At 54.8% G+C, this 15975-nt stretch carries 16 protein-coding genes; 9 read left to right on the forward strand and 7 right to left on the reverse strand.

Going from position 1 to position 15975, the window contains the following annotated elements; genetic code table 11:
- Positions 1-129 precede the first annotated feature (129 nt).
- The 4 genes from yjfF to ytfQ are packed head-to-tail and all read right to left on the reverse strand — an operon-like array spanning position 130 to position 4682.
- Positions 130-1140, reverse strand: coding sequence for a galactofuranose ABC transporter, permease protein YjfF (gene yjfF, locus B880_RS0118250; RefSeq protein ID WP_017348897.1), 1011 nt, complete (start codon positions 1138-1140; stop codon positions 130-132).
- On the reverse strand, positions 1137-2153 hold the full coding sequence (gene ytfT, locus B880_RS0118255; RefSeq protein WP_017348898.1) for a galactofuranose ABC transporter, ATP-binding protein YtfT: 1017 nt from the start codon (positions 2151-2153) through the stop codon (positions 1137-1139). Before ytfT ends, yjfF begins: the two co-directional genes overlap by 4 nt.
- Positions 2146-3666, reverse strand: coding sequence for a galactofuranose ABC transporter, ATP-binding protein YtfR (gene ytfR / locus B880_RS0118260; RefSeq protein ID WP_036646398.1), 1521 nt, complete (start codon positions 3664-3666; stop codon positions 2146-2148). The genes ytfT and ytfR overlap by 8 nt, the downstream gene beginning before the upstream one ends.
- Positions 3667-3725: 59 nt before the next feature.
- The gene (gene ytfQ / locus B880_RS0118265) at positions 3726-4682 is read right to left on the reverse strand and encodes a galactofuranose ABC transporter, galactofuranose-binding protein YtfQ (protein WP_017348900.1); all 957 of its coding nucleotides are present in this window, start codon (positions 4680-4682) and stop codon (positions 3726-3728) included.
- A gap of 533 nt (positions 4683-5215) precedes the next feature.
- Between ytfQ and ydgT the strand changes: the two genes are divergently transcribed.
- From ydgT to nth, 9 genes are all read left to right on the forward strand, one after another.
- On the forward strand, positions 5216-5431 hold the full coding sequence (gene ydgT, locus B880_RS0118270; RefSeq protein WP_017348901.1) for a transcription modulator YdgT: 216 nt from the start codon (positions 5216-5218) through the stop codon (positions 5429-5431).
- Positions 5432-5516: 85 nt separating this feature from the next.
- Positions 5517-5960 (forward strand): DUF2569 domain-containing protein, encoded by a 444-nt coding sequence (locus B880_RS0118275; protein WP_017348902.1) that lies wholly within the window; start codon positions 5517-5519, stop codon positions 5958-5960.
- Between the two features lie 124 nt (positions 5961-6084).
- On the forward strand, positions 6085-6666 hold the full coding sequence (gene rsxA, locus B880_RS0118280) for an electron transport complex subunit RsxA (protein ID WP_017348903.1): 582 nt from the start codon (positions 6085-6087) through the stop codon (positions 6664-6666).
- The gene (gene rsxB / locus B880_RS0118285) at positions 6666-7244 is read left to right on the forward strand and encodes an electron transport complex subunit RsxB (protein WP_017348904.1); all 579 of its coding nucleotides are present in this window, start codon (positions 6666-6668) and stop codon (positions 7242-7244) included. Before rsxA ends, rsxB begins: the two co-directional genes overlap by 1 nt.
- Entirely contained in the window at positions 7237-9549 is a 2313-nt protein-coding gene (gene rsxC / locus B880_RS0118290; protein WP_017348905.1) for an electron transport complex subunit RsxC, read from the forward strand. Before rsxB ends, rsxC begins: the two co-directional genes overlap by 8 nt.
- Complete coding sequence (gene rsxD, locus B880_RS0118295) at positions 9550-10608, forward strand: electron transport complex subunit RsxD (protein ID WP_017348906.1); 1059 nt, start codon at positions 9550-9552, stop codon at positions 10606-10608. It begins immediately after the preceding gene.
- Between the two features lie 3 nt (positions 10609-10611).
- Positions 10612-11244 (forward strand): electron transport complex subunit RsxG, encoded by a 633-nt coding sequence (gene rsxG / locus B880_RS0118300; RefSeq protein WP_017348907.1) that lies wholly within the window; start codon positions 10612-10614, stop codon positions 11242-11244.
- Positions 11237-11941 (forward strand): electron transport complex subunit E, encoded by a 705-nt coding sequence (locus tag B880_RS0118305; protein WP_017348908.1) that lies wholly within the window; start codon positions 11237-11239, stop codon positions 11939-11941. Before rsxG ends, B880_RS0118305 begins: the two co-directional genes overlap by 8 nt.
- A gap of 14 nt (positions 11942-11955) precedes the next feature.
- Complete coding sequence (nth, locus tag B880_RS0118310; protein WP_017348909.1) at positions 11956-12591, forward strand: endonuclease III; 636 nt, start codon at positions 11956-11958, stop codon at positions 12589-12591.
- 38 nt (positions 12592-12629) lie between these two features.
- Here nth and B880_RS0118315 read toward each other — a convergent pair whose 3' ends face one another.
- From B880_RS0118315 to B880_RS0118325, 3 genes are all read right to left on the reverse strand, one after another.
- On the reverse strand, positions 12630-13502 hold the full coding sequence (locus B880_RS0118315) for a shikimate dehydrogenase family protein (protein WP_017348910.1): 873 nt from the start codon (positions 13500-13502) through the stop codon (positions 12630-12632).
- Between the two features lie 85 nt (positions 13503-13587).
- Positions 13588-14610, reverse strand: coding sequence for a proline racemase family protein (locus B880_RS0118320; protein ID WP_017348911.1), 1023 nt, complete (start codon positions 14608-14610; stop codon positions 13588-13590).
- 53 nt (positions 14611-14663) lie between these two features.
- Positions 14664-15938 carry an NAD(P)/FAD-dependent oxidoreductase gene (locus B880_RS0118325; RefSeq protein WP_017348912.1) on the reverse strand — a complete coding sequence of 425 codons (1275 nt, stop codon included), beginning with the start codon at positions 15936-15938 and terminating at the stop codon, positions 14664-14666.
- Between the last annotated feature and the right edge of the window lie 37 nt (positions 15939-15975).

Raw genomic sequence — 15975 nt, forward strand, 5'->3', positions numbered from 1 at the left:
AGAGTAAAGCTTCCGCCGCATGGATGCGGCGGCAGAGCCTCCAGGGAGGGATTCACGGCGTCTTTACGGCACTCCCCGCCATCTGCGACTGGAACGCACGGATACAGACCGCACCATCCAAAACCCAAATTACCCTCCCTGATCCGGTGCCTGCGTAGGCACCACACGCTTCACCGGCGCATTCTGCTGGCGGTCCCACATAATTGTCAGCACCCGCTGGAGGGCAATAAACGCAAACAGCAGGATACCGATGGCGATCTTGGTCCACCAGGAACTCAGCGTGCCGTCGAAATTAATCCAGGTCTGAATCAGCCCCTGAATCAGCACGCCAAACAACGTCCCCAACACTGTACCCACACCGCCTGCGAGCAGCGTGCCGCCAATCACCACCGAAGCGATCGCATCTAACTCAACGCCGAGCCCGGCTAAGGCATAACCTGCGGAGGTATACACCGAGAACACAATTCCGGCCAGGGTCGCCAGCGTGGTTGACAGCATATACACCTTCACCGTGGTGGCTCGGGTAGAAACCCCCATCAACTGCGCCGATGTCAGATTGCCACCTATCGCATACACCTGATTGCCAAAACGCGTTCGATGCGCCAGCACGATCCCCACGGCGACAACGGCTAACATCACCAGCGCCAGCAAACTTAATCGGCCACCACCGGGAATACGCCAGGCCAGACTGGAAAGCGTCGCATACAGGGGGTGATCAATGGGAATGGAATTCTCAGACACCAGATAACTACAGCCACGCAGGAAAAACATCCCGGCGAGCGTAATGATAAAAGCCGGAATCTTCAGCGCATCAATCAGCCAGCCCATCAGTGCACCAAAACAGGCACCCGCTAACAGAATCAGACTAAAGGCTAACCACGGATTCAGATGGAAATCACCGATTGCGCGCGCCAGAAACACGCCGGTAAAGGCAATCACCGCCCCCACCGACAGATCGATACCGCCGGAAAGGATCACAAAAGTCATACCGACGGCAATAATGCCAAGAAATGCGTTATCAGTCAGAATATTGGCGATCACCCGCGTGGAGGCGAACCCCGGAAACTGGCTCAGGCAAAACAGATAACCGGCCACAAACACCAGCAGCGTGATCATCAACGGCAAATGACGTTTTATCATCGGGAACCTCGGCGTTTAAACAGCGCAATAAAACGGGGAGACTGAATCAGCAACACCGCCATCACCACCGTCGCTTTCACCACTTGATTCAGCTCCGGCGGAAAACCAGAAAGCAAAATCCCGGTATTCATCGACTGGATAATTAACGCCCCCAACAGCGACAGCAACAGGCTAAAACGCCCTCCCAGTAATGAAGCACCGCCGATCACCACCGCGAGAATCGCATCCAGCTCCAGCCACAGCCCGGCGTTATTGGCATCCGCACCCCGAATATCCGCCGCAACAATCAACCCGGCGACCGCAGCACACAACCCACTGATGACATACGTTGACATCACCACCAGCCAGCCGGTCACGCCCGCATTACGCGCCGCACGCAGATTAATCCCCACGGCCTCAATAAACAGGCCTAATGCCGTCTTACGCGTCAGCAACCAAATGGCTAACGCCACCACCAGGGTGATCCACACGGGCACCGGTAGCCACCATAAGGAACCGCTACCAAACCAGGCTAGCGCGTCATTATCAAACGTCACGATCTGTCCCTGAGTGATCAACTGCGCGATGCCGCGACCCGCCACCATCAGGATCAACGTGGCGACAAACGGCTGAATACGCAGCAGTGCAACCAACACCCCGTTCCATAAACCGCACAGCAAACCGGAAGCCAGCGTTGCCGCAATCACAAACGGCAGGCCATGACCTGCTACGGTCAACGTGGCCGCAGTCGCACCAGCAATCGCCATCACCGCCCCCACCGAAAGATCGATTCCCCCGGTGGCAATCACCAACGTCATACCCAACGACAACAAGGCAACCGGTGCCGCGCGATTCAGGATATCCACCGGGCTCCCAAACAGCCGCCCATCCTGAATGTGAATGGCAAAAAAGTTATTCGCCACCAGACTGTCGATCAATAAAACCAAAATCAACGCGGCAACCTGCGGCAGACCGGGTGGCAGACGGAACGGCCGCTTTGGCGTCTTTTCCCGTTGCAGATGAGACTCAAGCATGTTGACTACCCCCTTCCGCGATGGCGTTAACAATCGCAGCCACCGAAAGCTGCTCCAGAGGAATTTCGGCGACCTGCTGTAAATCCCGCATGATCACCACGCGATCGGCGTAACCCACCAGCTCTTCCAGCTCTGAGGAGATCACCAACAGCGCCAGCCCATCGGCGCACAGTGACTCAATCAAACGGATGATCTCTGCATGAGCCCCCACATCGATACCGCGCGTGGGCTCATCCAGAATCAGGAATTGCGGTTTAGTCACCAGCCAGCGCGACAGCAACACCTTTTGCTGATTACCGCCAGAAAGCAGCTCCACCGGCTGTTCGGCATGAGGCGTACGAATCCCTAAATGCTGAATGAAACGCTCAGCCAGCGCCTGTTGCTCACGTTTTTTAATCGGTCGCAGCCAGCCGCGCTGGGCCTGCAGTGCCAGAATGATATTTTCCCGCACCGAGGCGGCACCAATAATGCCATCCGTCTTACGATCTTCCGGGCAGAATCCCATCCCCAGGCGAGACGCCTGGGCCGGATTGTTAATGCGCTGCACCTTACCCTTCACCGTGGCCGTGCCGCTGTCTGCACGCCTCACGCCAAACAGCACTTCTGCTGTTTCCGTACGCCCGGAGCCCAATAGCCCGGCCAGGCCCACCACTTCACCAGGCCGAACGTCGAGATCGAAAGGCGCGATGGTGCCTTTTTTTCCGTACTGCCTGAAACTCACCGTCGGCGTCTCACTGCGTAAGGTACTGCCCTGACGCTGCAATGCCGTTTCCAGCAGCTCATGCCCCAGCATCAACTTAACCAGTTCGATTTGCGGCAGTGAGGCAGTATCCCGCGTGGCAATAAACTGCCCATTGCGTAATACCGTGATGCGGTCGGTAATGCGATACACCTGATCGAGAAAGTGGGTGACAAAAATCAGCCCCATGCCTCTGTCACGCAGTTGCTGCATCAGGCTAAACAGCATATCCACTTCACTGGCGTCGAGACTGGCGGTGGGTTCGTCCAGAATCAACACCTGCGCAGAGAGATCCACCGCGCGGCAAATGGCAATAATCTGTTGCATTGCAACCGAGAAATGGCCCAAAGGGCGTGTGACATCCAGCTGAAAACCGTAAGCACCCAGCAACGCCTCCGCCGCCCGCGCCATGCTTTTTCGGTCAATCATCCCCAGTCGACGCGGTTCACGCCCAATAAACAGATTATCTGCCACCGACATATTCGGCAGCAGATTCACTTCCTGGTAAACCGTCCCAATGCCGAGAGCTTGCGCCTCCGCGGTATTACGCGGGCTGATGTCCCGCCCGGCGAGGCTGATGCTACCGCCGTCACGGCTGTAGACCCCGGTCAATACTTTGATTAAAGTCGATTTTCCCGCGCCATTTTCCCCCAGCAAGGCCATAATTTCCCCTTTGCGCAAGCTAAAAGAGACATTATCCAGCGCTTTAACGCCGGGAAAGGCTTTGGTGATGCCGTTGATGGCGAGCAGTGGTGGCGAAGCTGAGTCGTGCATCTGCATAGTTCCCCGTCAGACCAACGAGAAAGCCGCCCGGTGAGGCGGCTGTCTGCGTATCAATAACCCATGTCTTTTTTCTTATCGAGCTGAGCCTGCGCATCGGCAGGTAAGTAGAGGCGTGACTCGGTTTGAATGATTTTCGGCGGTAAGGTGCCATCCTTTTTAAATTTCTCCAGCGCATCGAACGCAGGACCTGCCATATTTGGCGTTAATTCAACGTTAGCATTAGCCTCACCTGCCAGCATGGCTTTATAAATATCCGGCACACCATCAATTGAACCGGTCAGAATATCTTTCCCTGGTTTCAGGCCCGCCTCTTTAATTGCCTGAATGGCCCCAATCGCCATGTCATCATTGTGGGCGTAAACCATACAGATATTTTTGCCGTTGTTTTCTGCTTTGATAAAGCTCTCCATCACCTCTTTACCTTTACTGCGGGTAAAATCACCGGACTGAGAGCGAATGACTTTGATATTAGGATGGTTGGCAATCGCCTCGGCAAACCCTTTTTTACGATCGATGGCGACGCTGGCCCCCACTGTTCCCTGCAGTTCCACCACGTTACACGGCTTATCTGCCACCGTTTTGACCAGCCAGGCGCCAATTAACTTCCCTTCCAGCACGTTATCCGCCGTCACGACTGCCAGGTAGAGGGACTTGTCTTTCACCACAATGGCGCGATCCAACAGGAACACCGGAATTTTGGCATCTTTGGCCTCTTCCAACACCGGTTCCCAGCCTGTCTGCACCACTGGCGCAATAAAGATCGCATCCACGCCCTGTGCAATGAATGAGCGCACCGCTTTAATCTGGTTTTCCTGCTTCTGCTGGCCATCGGCAATTTTCAGCGTAATACCACGTTTCGCGGCTTCACTTTTTGCCACGCTGGTTTCGGCTGCACGCCAGCCCGATTCGGAGCCAACCTGAGAGAAACCCACCGTCATTGACGCAGCCAGTGCCGGGCCGACCATAGCTGCACTCACCAGCGTGGAGAGAAGTAAACGTTTCCACATAATTTTTTTCCTCTAAAGGGATTATCTGTACAGGGTAAACAGCTTCACAAGCCTGGACTAAAATGCGGAGACTGATGGCGATACACCTCACAAAACTAATTAAATCAAAGACGTTCACCCCTCAAGGTGACCGGGATTTTGCAGGAGAATATGGATAAACTGGCTAGGGGCGTCCGGGCAGAGTGTTAAATAATCGTAATAAAGTGAGCAGGTTAAAGCAGAATTATTTGGAAGCGATTACAACGACCGGTACTGATATCGTCATCGCCCACTGCAGGGGAGTAAAGCGCTGATTTGTGATGTTACGCACACCCTAAAATTTGTGCTGCCTGTGTTGTCATCGGGGAGGGAAATGGGTGTCTGTCGACCGACAAAACCGAACCCTTTTACCTGCACCGGTAAAAATCCCCTGGTTTTTCTCAGAATTAGCTGCTTTCATCTGATTTTTCATTTTTTTACTTCTCGCCTATAGACTCTGACAGCAAGCTTCATATACTGGTCCGCTCTTACTTAAGTTATCTATTATGGCAATCATGACTGCTCTCGATTACCTGATGAAATTTCGTAAAGTGAATAACCCAGAAAGTCTGGAAAAACTTTATGATCATCTGCACTACTCTCTGGACGATAATAAAGAACTGATCAATATGTATCGTGCCGCTGACCATCGTCGCGCTGAACTGGCCTCTGGTGGCAAACTTTACGATCTGGGCCGTGTGCCTAAAACGGTCTGGCATTACGTGCTATAACAGCAGCCCGGCGGCTTAATTAAGCGGCAAATTATATTACATGCTATTATCACCGGTCTTTCCGCTTAAGACAGGTTCTGTAGTAATGAATGATTCCACACACTCACCCCGCATCGGTGGTTGGTTACTGTTGCCGCTGGCATGGCTTATTATGACCCTGCTAACCACCGCGCTGGTGTTGGCACTCTATCTGTCACGTCTGGCTGACGATCAGTGGCGTACCCAGCTGTTTTCTCTGGGGGGCAGTGCGCTGAGCTATTGGTTGATTTCTTTGCTGACGGCAGCGGCCATTTGGGCGTATAGCTTGTTCATCTGCTGGCTGTTTTTCAAGCGTTCCAGCCGCTTACCGCGTCATTACATCATCTGGCTACTGCTGACGCTGGTATTGGCGGTTAAAACCTTTGCTTTTAGCCCGATTTCGGATCAACGCGCGTTGCAAACGTTGCTTCTCTCCCTGCTGGCGGCAGCCGGTTTTTCTGCGTATTTCAAGCGATCAAAACGGGTGAAAGCCACGTTCACCCAACCGTAATGGCGCGAGTTTCGTCAAGAATTTAATGCTGAGTGCTCTCCTTCGCCCTCATTCGGGGGGTGAAGGTTGAGATACGTCTGGTAATCCCTGATAATAAGGTGTTTTTCGACTCCCAGGCTTAATAATGACCAATTATTTACTTCTGTTTGTAGGTACCGTGCTGGTGAACAACTTCGTGCTGGTGAAGTTTCTCGGCCTGTGCCCCTTCATGGGCGTTTCCAAGAAGCTGGAGACGGCGATTGGTATGGGGCTCGCCACGACCTTTGTTATTACGCTGGCCTCTATCTGTGCCTGGCTGGTCAACCATCTGATTCTGGTGCCGCTGGACCTCGTCTATTTACGCACGCTGGCGTATATCCTGGTGATCGCGGTTACCGTTCAGTTCACCGAAATGGTGGTGCGTAAAACCAGCCCGTCACTCTATCGCCTGTTGGGTATCTTCTTACCGCTGATCACCACCAACTGTGCCGTATTGGGTGTGCCGCTGCTGAGCGTTAACCTCAATCACAATTTCATGCAGGCTGCGGTGTATGGCTTCAGTGCCTCACTGGGCTTTTCGCTGGTCATGGTGCTGTTCGCCGGTATTCGCGAGCGTCTGGTATTGGCCAACGTTCCGGCTCCGTTTAAAGGTAACTCCATCGCGCTGGTCACTGCGGGATTAATGGCACTCGCGTTTATGGGCTTCACCGGGCTGGTGAAATTCTAATGACCGCGATTTGGATAGCTATTGTTGTTTTGAGTGCCCTTAGCCTGGTGTTTGGTGGGCTGTTAGGTTATGCCTCACGCCGCTTTGAAGTCGAAGAAGACCCGATTGTTGAGCAGATCGACGCCATATTACCGCAGAGCCAGTGTGGGCAGTGCGGCTATCCTGGCTGCCGTCCGTATGCAGACGCAGTGGGAAATAACGGTGAAGCGATCAACAAATGTGCACCGGGCGGTGAGCAAACCATGCTCAAACTGGCCACGTTGCTCAACGTTGAGCCACAACCTATTGATGGTGGCGAAGCCGCGAAAGAGCCGGTGCGTACCGTGGCGTGGATTGATGAAGCCAACTGCATCGGCTGTACCAAATGCATCCAGGCTTGTCCGGTCGATGCGATTGTCGGTGCGACCCGCGCCGTACACACGGTCCTGAGCGATGCCTGCACCGGCTGCGACCTCTGCGTTGCCCCCTGTCCGACCGACTGCATTGAGATGCGCCCAGTGGCTACCACTACGGCCAACTGGAAGTGGGATCTGCAAACTATTCCTGTTCGGGTGATCCCGGTAGAGACTCATGCTTAATATTTTCAATCTGTTTCGTAAAGAGAAAATCTGGGATTTCCAGGGCGGTATCCATCCGCCAGAAATGAAAACCCAGTCTAACGGCACGCCGCTCAGTCAGGTGCCGTTACCCGATCGGTTTATTATTCCCCTTAAACAACATATTGGTAACGAGGGGGAGATCTGCGTCTCCCCAGGCGATCGTGTGTTGCGCGGCCAGGCCTTAACCTTTGGTACTGGGCGCATGCTGCCGGTACATGCCCCCACCTCGGGGACCGTCACCGCCATTGGCCCGCATATCACCGCCCACCCTTCCGGGTTGTCTGAGCTGTGTATTTTTATCACGCCGGATGGTGAAGACCGCTGGACCGAGCTGACCCCGTTTACGGATTACCGCGAGCACCCGCGCAGCGAAACCATTAGCCGCATTCACGAAGCGGGCGTTGCCGGGTTAGGAGGGGCAGGTTTCCCCACCGGGACCAAACTGCGCGGCGGCCTGCGTGGTGTAAAAACGCTGATTATCAATGCGGCCGAATGCGAGCCTTATATCACCGCTGATGACCGTCTGATGCAGGACTGTGCCGCCGAAGTGCTGGAGGGCTGCCGCATTCTGGCTTGGGTATTACAAGCAGACCGGGTGTTAATCGGCATTGAAGACAATAAACCCGAAGCGATTGCCGCGCTGAAGCAGGCGTTGGCGGGAAGCCGCGATCTGGAACTGCGCGTTATCCCCACCAAATACCCTTCCGGTGGTGCCAAGCAGTTAACCAAAATTCTGACCGGTGTCGAAGTGCCGCATGGCGGTCGCTCAACGGATATCGGTGTGCTGATGCAGAACGTCGGTACGGCCTGGGCGGTAAAACGCGCCATTATCAACGGCGAACCCATCACCGAGCGTGTCGTTACCTTGACCGGTGAAGCCCTCACGCAGCCACGCAATATCTGGGGACGTTTAGGATCGCCAGTCAGCCATCTGTTACGACAAGGCGGTTTTACTCCCGCGCAACAGCAAATGGTGATCATGGGCGGCCCGCTGATGGGCTTTACCCTGCCCTCACTGGATGTGCCGATGGTGAAGATCACCAACTGCATCCTTGCGCCTTCCAGCAGTGAAATGGGCAACAACGATGAGGAGCAATCCTGCATCCGTTGTAGCGCCTGTGCGGACGCCTGCCCGGCGAATCTGTTGCCACAGCAGTTGTTCTGGTACAGCCAGGGGGCCGATCACGATAAAGCCCGTGCGCACAACATTGATGACTGCATTGAGTGTGGTGCCTGCGCCTACGTCTGCCCAAGCAATATTCCGCTGGTGCAATATTATCGTCAGGAGAAAGCCGAGCTGCGAGCCATTGATCTCGAAGCCCAGCGCACCGTTGAAGCCAAAAACCGCTTTGAAGCGCGTCAGGCGCGCCTTGAGCGAGAGAAACTGGCCCGTGAAGCCCGCCATGAACAGACGAAACAGCGTGTTTCCCGCTCCGGGGAGAACAGTGAATCTGCTGCGGCTGAACGTAGCGCGCGGATTGCTGAAGCACGAGCGGCTGCGGCTGAAACCCAGGCCGCCACGGCCCCTGTAACCCAGCAGGCGGAAGATCCGCGGAAAGCCGCAGTAGAAGCTGCGTTGGCCCGTGCTAAAGCGAAAAAAGCCGCCGCTGCCGGAGCTGAACCTGCACCCGTTGCTGAGCCAACCGCTGAAGCCGCACCGGTCGACCCACGTAAAGCCGCAGTAGAAGCCGCGTTAGCCCGTGCTAAAGCGAAGAAAGCTGCCGCTGCCGGAGCTGAACCTGCACCGGTTGCCGAACCAGTACCAGCCGCCGAAGCCGCGCCAGTCGACCCACGTAAAACCGCCGTAGAAGCCGCCATTGCCCGTGCTAAAGCGAAGAAAGCTGCTGCTGCCGGAGCTGAACCTGCGCCAGTTGTTGAGCCCGCACCGGTTGCCGAACCCGCCACTGAAGTTGCCCCGGCTGACCCACGTAAAGCTGCAGTAGAAGCCGCCATTGCCCGCGCTAAAGCGAAAAAAGCCGCTGCTGCCGGGGCTGAACCTGCGCCAGTTGTTGAGCCCGCACCGGTTGCCGAACCCGCCACCGAAGCTGCACCGGTTGACCCACGTAAAGCGGCGATAGAAGCCGCCATTGCCCGCGCTAAAGCCAAAAAAGCCGAGGCGGCGAAAGCGGAACCCGCAGCAGTAGAGAATCAGAATACGGTCACGGAAGAGACGGCGGTTGCACCTGCCGCGCCAGAAGATGCCCGAAAAGCAGCGGTAGCCGCTGCGATTGCCCGAGCTAAAGCGCGTAAAGCGCAGCAGCCGTCGACGACGATTGAGGATTAAATGGCTTTTCGTATTGCAAGTTCCCCTTACACTCACAATCGCCGCAGCACGGGCAACATCATGCTATTGGTGGTACTGGCGGCTGTGCCTGGCTTCGCGGCACAGTGCTGGTTCTTTGGCTACGGCAGCGTCATACAGGTTCTGATTGCCACGCTCACCGCGTGGATAGCCGAGGCGGCGATTCTGCGCCTGCGCCGCGCACCGGTAGTGCCAAACTTAGCGGATAACTCAGCGTTATTAACCGCCGTACTGATTGGTATCAGCCTGCCACCGTTAGCACCGTGGTGGCTGGTGGTGATCGGCACCTTCTTCGCGATTGTCATTGCCAAGCAGTTATATGGCGGCCTTGGACAAAATCCGTTTAACCCGGCAATGGTCGGTTATGTGGTACTGCTGATCTCATTCCCGGTGCAGATGACCAGTTGGATGCCGCCGGAAGCCTTGCAGGTAATCCGTCCTGGCCTGCTCGACTCCCTCAGCATGATCTTCACCGGCCATACGCTGGCTGGAGACACCATGCAGCAACTGGCGCTGGGTGCGGATGGCGTCAGCCAGGCAACCCCGCTGGATAATTTCAAAACCGGCCTGCGAGCGGGCCACAGCGCAGGACAGCTGCTGGCTGAGCCGATCTATACCGGTGTGCTGGCGGGCCTGGGCTGGCAGTGGATTAACGTAGGTTATCTGCTGGGTGGTCTGTTCATGCTGTGGAAAAATGCCATTCGCTGGCAGATCCCGGTCAGTATGCTGGCGGCGTTAGCATTCTGCGCTACCCTGGGATGGTGGTTCTCCCCTTCCAGTCTGAATACCCCGATGATCCACCTGTTTTCGGGCGCGACGATGTTGGGTGCGTTTTTCATTGCCACCGACCCCGTCACCGCCTCTACCACCAACCGTGGTCGCCTGATTTATGGCGCGCTTATCGGCTTGCTGGTATGGCTGATCCGCAGCTTTGGTGGATATCCAGACGGTGTGGCCTTCGCCGTACTGCTGGCTAACATTTGTGTACCGTTAATTGATTACTACACCCAACCTCGGGTGTATGGCCACCGTAAGGAGTAAGCCATGCTGGACGCAATTCGTAAAAACGGCATGACGCTGGCCATCTTTGCCGCAGCCACTACCGGGGTAACGGCGGTGGTCTATCACGTCACTAAACCGACGGTGGAACACCAAACGGCACTGCAACAGAAAAACCTGCTGGATCAGGTGGTGCCGACCGAGCTGTATGACAACCGCATTCAACAAGAGTGCTATGTGGTGGCCGATCCGGCGCTGGGAAACAGCAATCCACACCATCTGTATATTGCACGCAAAGGCAACACGCCGGTTGCAGCCGCACTGGAGACCACAGCCCCTGACGGCTACTCTGGTAATATTCAGATGCTGGTGGGAGCCGATTTCCACGGTAAAGTGCTGGGGGTTCGCGTGGTTGAACACCATGAAACACCTGGCCTCGGTGATAAAATCGAACTGCGTATCTCTAACTGGATCCTGAGTTTTAACGGTAAAGTGGTCCACGGTAGCGATGATAAGAATTTTGCGGTGAAAAAGGATGGCGGTGAATTTGATCAATTTACCGGTGCCACCATTACGCCTCGCGCGGTGGTGAATGCAACCAAACGCACCGCACTGTATATTGAAACCTTGCCAGACAAACTCGCGTCCCTGACCGAGTGTGGAGACAGCAATGAGTGAAGCTAAAGAACTGTTGATCGGTGGGCTGTGGAAGAACAACTCTTCCCTGGTACAGCTGTTGGGTTTGTGTCCGCTGCTGGCCGTGACCTCTACCGCCACCAACGCCCTGGGTCTCGGGTTGGCGACGACGTTGGTTCTGACGTTGACCAACAGTTTTATCTCAATGACCCGTCGCTGGGCACCGGCAGATATCCGTATTCCTATCTACGTGATGATTATCGCTTCGGTGGTGAGTTGCGTGCAGATGCTGATCAACGCCTATGCCTACGGATTGTATGAATCGTTAGGGATCTTTATCCCGCTGATCGTGACCAACTGTATTGTGGTGGGCCGTGCGGAAGCGGTCGCATCCAAAAGCAGCGTTCCGCTGGCGGCGCTGGATGGCTTCGCCATCGGTATGGGGGCAACCTGCGCGATGACCACGCTGGGCTGCATTCGCGAAATTATCGGCAGCGGCACCATTTTTGCCGGCGCTGACCAACTGCTGGGACCGTGGGCCAAAGTCCTCAAAGTCCAGGTGGTGCATTTTGACTCCCCAATGCTCCTTGCCATGCTGCCACCAGGCGCATTTATCGGCCTGGGTATGTTGCTGGCAGCCAAATACCTGATTGACCAAAAAACCAAACAGCGTGCATTGAAACGCGGTGAGACAGTGGTGGAGTACAGTGCCCCTCAAGGCCACAGCCACGGTCATTAATTGCAGGAAGCCATGTGAATCAGAATAAACGCGTCGAGATCCTCAGTCGCTTACAACAAAATAATCCTCACCCGACCACGGAGCTGAATTTCAGCTCCTCTTTTGAACTCTTGATTGCGGTATTACTTTCCGCACAAGCCACCGATGTCAGTGTTAATAAAGCCACCGCCAGGCTCTATCCGGTGGCCAATACCCCCGCCGCGATGCTGGCACTCGGCGTGGATGGGGTAAAGGAGTACATCAAGACCATCGGCCTGTTTAACAGCAAGGCGGAAAATGTCATCAAGACTTGCCGCATTCTGCTGGAGCAGCATAACGGTGAAGTACCAGAAGATCGTGCAGCCCTGGAAGCACTGCCGGGCGTAGGCCGTAAAACCGCCAATGTGGTGTTGAATACCGCGTTCGGCTGGCCAACGATTGCCGTCGATACGCACATTTTTCGCGTCTGTAACCGGACCAACTTTGCCCCAGGAAAAAACGTGGAGCAAGTTGAAGATCGGCTGTTAAAAGTGGTGCCAAAGGATTTTAAAGTCGACTGCCACCACTGGTTGATTCTGCACGGTCGTTACACCTGTGTCGCCCGTAAGCCGCGCTGTGGTTCCTGCCTGATTGAAGATCTGTGCGAGTTTCGCGAGAAGGTCGATATTTAATCCTGCTCTCGCCTGCCGCAAAACGGCAGGCGATGGTCTCAATGCTCAACCATCCAGCCGAGTTCCTGTGGGAACAACATGCGGCGTACTTCCGAATCATCCTGACGTAAGAAATCAGCCACCGTTTGCAACCCAAAGAACTCCAGGAACAGCGGGGTTTGCAGAATTAACATATCAAAGCCCGGTAACACCCGGTTGCCGCTCGCGATCGCCGCTTGCAGTAACGGCGTCGGCTGGTTTTTCATCAGAATGTCGCACACCACGGCTGATGCGTCGACGTTGTGCGTAGGCACCGGCAGCGGGTCACTTTTCTCAAGCCCCAGCGGGGAAGCATTGATGATCACATCAAAACCGGCCGCATTGTTATCACTCGCCGCGATGCAATCCACGCCGAAGCTGGCGGTAATCGAACTGGCCAGACGGGTAGCGCGCTCTGTTTCTGGATCAAAAATAGCGAGGTGTGAAGGTTGTGTCGCGGCCAATGCAACGGCAATAGCACTGCCTGCGCCACCAGCCCCTAGCAGGAGAATACGTTTGCCTTGATAAGGCATGTCATAGCGCTCCAGCGATTTTACAAAACCCACGCCGTCGAACAGATCCCCTTCCAGTTCCCCCTGCGCATTACGACGAATCGCATTGACGGCATTCGCCGTAGCCGCAATCTTAGAGCGAGAATCCACTAATTCAGCCGCATCGGTTTTATGTGGAATAGATAACACCATCCCCGCCGTATTTTCCGCCTTGAATATTTCGCGTACCGTCTCGACTAAATTATCCGGGCTGACCTGTAAGGGCACCATTACGGCATCAATGCCGCATAACGGCAGCACCTTATTAAATATTTCCGGGGTACGAACCTGATCAATGGGATCGGCGACCATATAAAAAACGCGTGTTTTACCAGTAATCATTTTACTTTCCTCAACGTGCAAGAAGCCCTTCAATCCGACCACCGTCGGATTGAATTAACAGGAAATAATAAGGACGAGAGCGAAGTTAGAAGGCTTCGCCCCAGGTATCACTCAGCATAAAGCCTTTTGCCAACGGATCTTCCGGGTCCCAGCCCATCTGTTCGATGCTGTAAATCCACGCCCGCCCCTGCACGCGCGGTAATACCGCCGGTTTATCAGCAACCGTGGTGGTGCCCAGCAGCTCAATGTTGAATTCGCTGCCAATAATTGATTTCGAGATCAATTTGCTGCCGGTGCCTACCAGGCCACGTGCCGCCAGCGAAGCCAGATTCGCCGAGCTACCCGTACCGCAAGGCGAGCGGTCAACGCGGCCTGGCGGTAGCGTGGTACAGGTTTGGTACACCGGATGGTTGTCCCGGTTGCGGAACATGGTGTATGCCACACTTTCAATGCCCGGATAGAGCGGATGTTTAACCTTGAACTGGCGATTCACCTGATTGCGGATCGCTACACCAAAATCTGCCAGCTTGCGCGCATTCGCCGGTTCGATAGTCAGGCCAATCTGTTCAACGTCCACCAGCGCATAGTAGACGCCGCCGAAGGCGATATCCGCTTTGATCGGACCAAACTCTTCGGTCTCAATCACCAGATCCAGCGCTTCAACAAATGACGGCACCATATCCAGAGAGACGCCAACGCAACGGCCATTGCTGCACGTAGCACGCGCGGTGACCAGACCGGCAGGCGTATCAAGAATCACCTCGGTGACCGGTTCCTGCATCGGCACCATGCCCAGTTCCAGCAGCGCGGTCACCACACAAATCGAGTTACTGCCTGACATCGGGTGGGCTTTATCTGACTGTAAAACGATAAAGCCCGCGTGGGCTTCTGGCCGGGTGGGTGGCAGCAGCAGGTTAACCGACATCTGCAAGCAGCCACGCGGTTCCATTGTGACCATTTTACGCAGGCTATCGTCGACTTCGTTGATGTAATTCATTTTGTCGAGCATGGTCTCACCGGGGATGCTAATCACCCCACCGGTGATCACTTTCCCTATTTCACCTTCGCAGTGTACGCCCACGACCTGCAGTGTTCTGTTCCAACGCATGTTATTACCTCAATAAATCGCTGTTTCTGGATAAAGTTGCACGTGCCTGAAGCTTAAAAGCGGTAGGCGCTAAAGGGAGCAAGATTAATGTCGCTGTTGCGTTGTACCGCCAGATCCGCAATTAAGCGGCCGGTCACCGCACCTAAAGTCAGGCCGAGTTGGCCGTGCCCAATGGCTAATAACACATTACTGAGCGTGGCTGAACGATCGATCACGGGCTTGGTATCCGGCAATAACGGACGATAGCCAACGCCAAACTCAACCTCTTGCGTATTCATCTGCGGCAACACTTTACGCGCTTTGGCTAAAATCAATTCCGCGCGTTTAAAATTCGGCTGCGTACTGTTTCCGGCAAACTCAATGGTGCCACCAATCTGCAAACCTCGCGTCATGGGGGTGAAGCAGAAACCACCATCACCATAAATAATCGAGTGATTGAGAGAGACACCCGGATTTTTCACCACGGCCTGATAGCCCGCAACCGGCTGTAACGGCACGTTAATCCCCAGTTGATTAAAGAAGCGACGCGCCCCAATCCCCGAAGAGACCACAAAGTGATCCGCACTGATGTTTTCACCGCTGTTCAGTACCACAGCAGTAGCACGTTGGCCCGCTTGCTGAAAATGGCTCACGCTGGCTTTAATACGCTTGCCCCCTTTGGCGAGGAAGCGCTGCGTCAACGCGACAATAAACCCTTCGGTATCGGTAACGAAACGCCACTGTGGCAACACAATACCGTGATTAAACTTACCGGCCAGCGTCGGCTCAAGTGCGGCAATCTCATCGCCGTTCACAATCTGGCTGGCAAAACCCAGCTGCTTGCGCAACACATTATGCTCACGCTCACTATCAACTCCGGCAGGTGAATCAAACACCTGCATCACCGGGCGATTGACGATCAGCGCCTGTAATTCAGGTTCATCCAGCAACCGGGCATAGTCATCAAACACATGGCGCGTCAGCGTCGCCATAGATTGCGCAATATTCTCGATACGAGAATGGCGAGCATTACCGAGAAAACGCATAAACCAGGGAATCAATCCCGGTAATGCCTGCGGGCGAAGTGCCAGCGGTCCGGTCTGATCCAACATCCAGCCAGGGATTTTAGTTAAAATACCGGGTTTAGACAGTGGAATAATTTCCCCCACCGAGAGTTGGCCGCAACTCCATTTTGCCGTGCTCTCTCCGGCATCTGCCGGATCGATCAACGTGACTTCTACCCCTTCGCGTTGCAGATAAAGCGCACAGCACACGCCCACAATTCCACCACCGACAATCACTGCATGTTCACCCGCTGCTGCGGTTGGCTTACCGGAAATCGTATTCAACTGACAAACCCTCACCAAAAATAAACTTGCCCGCTCA

Source organism: Pantoea sp. A4, assembly GCF_000295955.2.
GTDB lineage: Bacteria > Pseudomonadota > Gammaproteobacteria > Enterobacterales > Enterobacteriaceae > Pantoea > Pantoea multigeneris.

What these genes read in the sequence shown, in the direction of transcription:
- yjfF (WP_017348897.1), bottom strand. Translation starts at nt 1,140, where the DNA reads ATGATAAAACGTCATTTGCCGTTGATGATCACGCTGCTGGTGTTTGTG.
- ytfT (WP_017348898.1), bottom strand. Translation starts at nt 2,153, where the DNA reads ATGCTTGAGTCTCATCTGCAACGGGAAAAGACGCCAAAGCGGCCGTTC.
- B880_RS0118315 (WP_017348910.1), bottom strand. Translation starts at nt 13,502, where the DNA reads ATGATTACTGGTAAAACACGCGTTTTTTATATGGTCGCCGATCCCATT.
- B880_RS0118305 (WP_017348908.1), top strand. Translation starts at nt 11,237, where the DNA reads ATGAGTGAAGCTAAAGAACTGTTGATCGGTGGGCTGTGGAAGAACAAC.
- rsxB (WP_017348904.1), top strand. Translation starts at nt 6,666, where the DNA reads ATGACCGCGATTTGGATAGCTATTGTTGTTTTGAGTGCCCTTAGCCTG.
- ydgT (WP_017348901.1), top strand. Translation starts at nt 5,216, where the DNA reads ATGACTGCTCTCGATTACCTGATGAAATTTCGTAAAGTGAATAACCCA.
- B880_RS0118320 (WP_017348911.1), bottom strand. Translation starts at nt 14,610, where the DNA reads ATGCGTTGGAACAGAACACTGCAGGTCGTGGGCGTACACTGCGAAGGT.
- ytfQ (WP_017348900.1), bottom strand. Translation starts at nt 4,682, where the DNA reads ATGTGGAAACGTTTACTTCTCTCCACGCTGGTGAGTGCAGCTATGGTC.
- ytfR (WP_036646398.1), bottom strand. Translation starts at nt 3,666, where the DNA reads ATGCACGACTCAGCTTCGCCACCACTGCTCGCCATCAACGGCATCACC.
- rsxC (WP_017348905.1), top strand. Translation starts at nt 7,237, where the DNA reads ATGCTTAATATTTTCAATCTGTTTCGTAAAGAGAAAATCTGGGATTTC.
- B880_RS0118275 (WP_017348902.1), top strand. Translation starts at nt 5,517, where the DNA reads ATGAATGATTCCACACACTCACCCCGCATCGGTGGTTGGTTACTGTTG.
- rsxA (WP_017348903.1), top strand. Translation starts at nt 6,085, where the DNA reads ATGACCAATTATTTACTTCTGTTTGTAGGTACCGTGCTGGTGAACAAC.
- rsxD (WP_017348906.1), top strand. Translation starts at nt 9,550, where the DNA reads ATGGCTTTTCGTATTGCAAGTTCCCCTTACACTCACAATCGCCGCAGC.
- rsxG (WP_017348907.1), top strand. Translation starts at nt 10,612, where the DNA reads ATGCTGGACGCAATTCGTAAAAACGGCATGACGCTGGCCATCTTTGCC.